The 2700-nt window shown below is 75.0% G+C and carries 1 protein-coding gene; it reads left to right on the forward strand.

The window, feature by feature from the left end:
* Nucleotides 1–2700, forward strand: a 2700-nt coding sequence (locus tag KUM03_RS08620; protein WP_217246438.1) for a non-ribosomal peptide synthetase, incomplete at both ends; no start/stop codon positions are given.

Consider the following 2700-nt stretch of genomic DNA (forward strand, 5'->3'; position numbering starts at 1 on the left):
CGCACCGACACCTCCGGCAACCCCACCTTCCGCGAGCTGCTGGAGCGGGTCCGGGAGGCGGACCTGGCCGCCTACGCCCACCAGGACGTGCCCTTCGAGAAACTCGTCGAACGGCTGCGCCCCGAGCGGTCCCTGGCCCGCCACCCGCTGTTCCAGGTGATGCTCGCCTTCCAGAACAGCGGCGAGGCCCGCCTCGACCTGCCCGGCCTGACCGCCGAGGCGCTGCCGGTCGGCGTCGGCATCGCCAAGTTCGACCTGCACCTGAGCATGGTCGAACTGCGGTCCGGCGACGGCGGTCCGGGCGGCATCCGCGCCGCCCTGGAGTTCAGCACCGACCTGTTCGAGCGGGCCACCGCCGAGGCGCTCACCGAACGGCTGCTGCGCCTGCTGCGGGCCGTCGCCGACGCCCCCGACACCGCCATCGGCCGCCTGGAACTCCTCGGCCCCGCCGAGCGCCACCGGGTCCTCACCGACTGGAACACCACCACCGCCCCCAGCCCCGAGCCCGGCACCCGTGTCCCCGCCCTGTTCGAGGAGCAGGCCGCTCGTACTCCGGACGCGGAGGCGCTGGTGGTGGGCGGGGAGTCGTTGTCGTACGGGGAGTTGAACGCGCGGGCCAACCGGCTGGCGCGGTATCTGGTGGAGCGGGGTGCGGGTCCGGAGCGGATCGTGGCGTTGCGGCTGCCGCGTGGTGTGGGGCTGTACGTGGCTCTGCTGGCGGTGCTGAAGTCGGGTGCCGCGTATCTGCCGGTGGATGTGTCGTATCCGGCGGAGCGGATCGCGCTGATGCTGGAGGATGCGGGTCCGGCGCTGGTTCTCACGCCGGAGGTGCTGGAGGCGGATCTGTCCGGGTTCGCGGCGGCGGATCTCACCGACGATGACCGGCTCGCTCCGCTGCTGCCCGGTCATCCGGCCTATGTGATCTACACGTCCGGTTCCACCGGCCGCCCCAAGGCCGTGGTCATGCCCGGTGCGGGGCTGGTCAACCTGCTCACCTGGCACGCCCGCCGCTTCCCCGGCGGCACCGGGGTGCGCACCGCGCAGTTCACGGCGATCGGCTTCGACTTCTCCGTGCAGGAGATCCTCTCCCCGCTCGTCATGGGCAAGACCCTCGTGGTGCCCGACGAGGAGACCCGGCACAGCGCCGAGCTGCTGGCCGCCTGGCTCGACGGGCAACGCGTGAGCGAACTGTTCGCACCGAACCTCGTCGTCGAGGCGCTCGCCGAGGCCGCCGCCGAGCAGGGCCGCACCCTGCCCCACCTGACCGACGTCCTCCAGGGCGGCGAGGCCCTCGTGCCCGGCCCCCGGGTGCGCGACTTCGCCTACGCCGTCCCCGGACGGCGCCTGCACAACGTCTACGGCCCCGCCGAGACCCACGCCGTCACCACCCACACCCTGCCCGCCGACCCCGCCGACTGGCCGGCCGCCGCCCCCGTCGGGCGGCCCGTCGACCACGACCGGGTCTACGTCCTGGACGGCGCGCTGCGCCCGGTGCCGCCCGGTGTCACCGGCGAGTTGTACCTGGCCGGTGCCGGTGTGGCGCGCGGTTACCTGAACCGTCCGGAGCTGACGGCGGAGCGGTTCGTCGCCGACCCCTACGGGCCCGCCGGGGCGCGTGTGTACCGCACCGGTGACCTGGGCCGGTGGCGGGCCGACGGGGAGCTGGAGTTCGCCGGCCGCGCCGACCACCAGGTCAAGATCCGCGGCTTCCGGGTCGAGCCCGGCGAGGTGGAGGCCCGGCTCGCCGCGCTGCCCGGCGTCGCCCGCGCCGCCGTCCTCGCCCGCGAGGACCGGCTGGTGGCCTACCTCGTCGCCCGCGGCGACCTGGACACCGAGGCCGTGCGCGCCGCCCTCGGCCGCGCTCTGCCGGACTTCATGGTGCCGTCCGCGTACGTGGTCCTCGACGCGCTGCCGCTGACCCCCAACGGCAAGCTGGACCGGTCCGCGCTGCCCGACCCCGCCCCCGCGGCAGGTGCCGGTCGCGCCCCGCGCTCGCCGGGCGAGGAGATCCTGTGCGGCCTGTTCGCCGAGATCCTCGCGGTGGACGGCACGGTCCACGCCGACGACGACTTCTTCGCGCTCGGCGGGCACTCGCTGCTCGCCACCCGGCTGATCAGCCGCGTCCGCAGCCTCCTCGGCGCGGAGATCTCCCTGCGGGACCTGTTCGAGCGGCCCACCCCGGCCGGCCTGGCGGCCCTCGCCGCCGCGGCCGACGGCGGCCGCCGTCCCGCCCTGGCACCGGCGGCCGAGCGGCCCGCCCCGCTGCCGCTGTCGTACGCCCAGCGCCGGCTGTGGTTCCTCGGCCGCCTCACCGGCGGCGACCCCGGCTACAACATGCCCGTCGGCCTGCGGCTTACCGGCACCCTGGACACCGAGGCGCTCACCGCCGCACTGGCCGACCTGACGGCACGTCACGAAACGTTGCGGACCGTCTTCCCCGAAGGCGAGGACGGCACCCCGTACCAGCTGGTGCTCGGCCCCGAGGCGGCCCGGCCCGCGCCTCAGGTGCGCCGGACCACCGAGGACGACCTCCCGGCCGCCCTGGCCGAGGCCGCCCGGCACAGCTTCGACCTCACCCGCGAACCGCCCCTGAAGACGCTGGTGTTCGAGCTGGGCGAGGGCGAGCACGTGCTGCTGTTGCTGCTGCACCACATCGCCGGCGACGGCTGGTCCCTGGCCCCGCTCACCCGCGACCTGGCC

It is taken from the genome of Streptomyces sp. AC602_WCS936, from assembly GCF_019049125.1.
GTDB lineage: Bacteria > Actinomycetota > Actinomycetes > Streptomycetales > Streptomycetaceae > Streptomyces.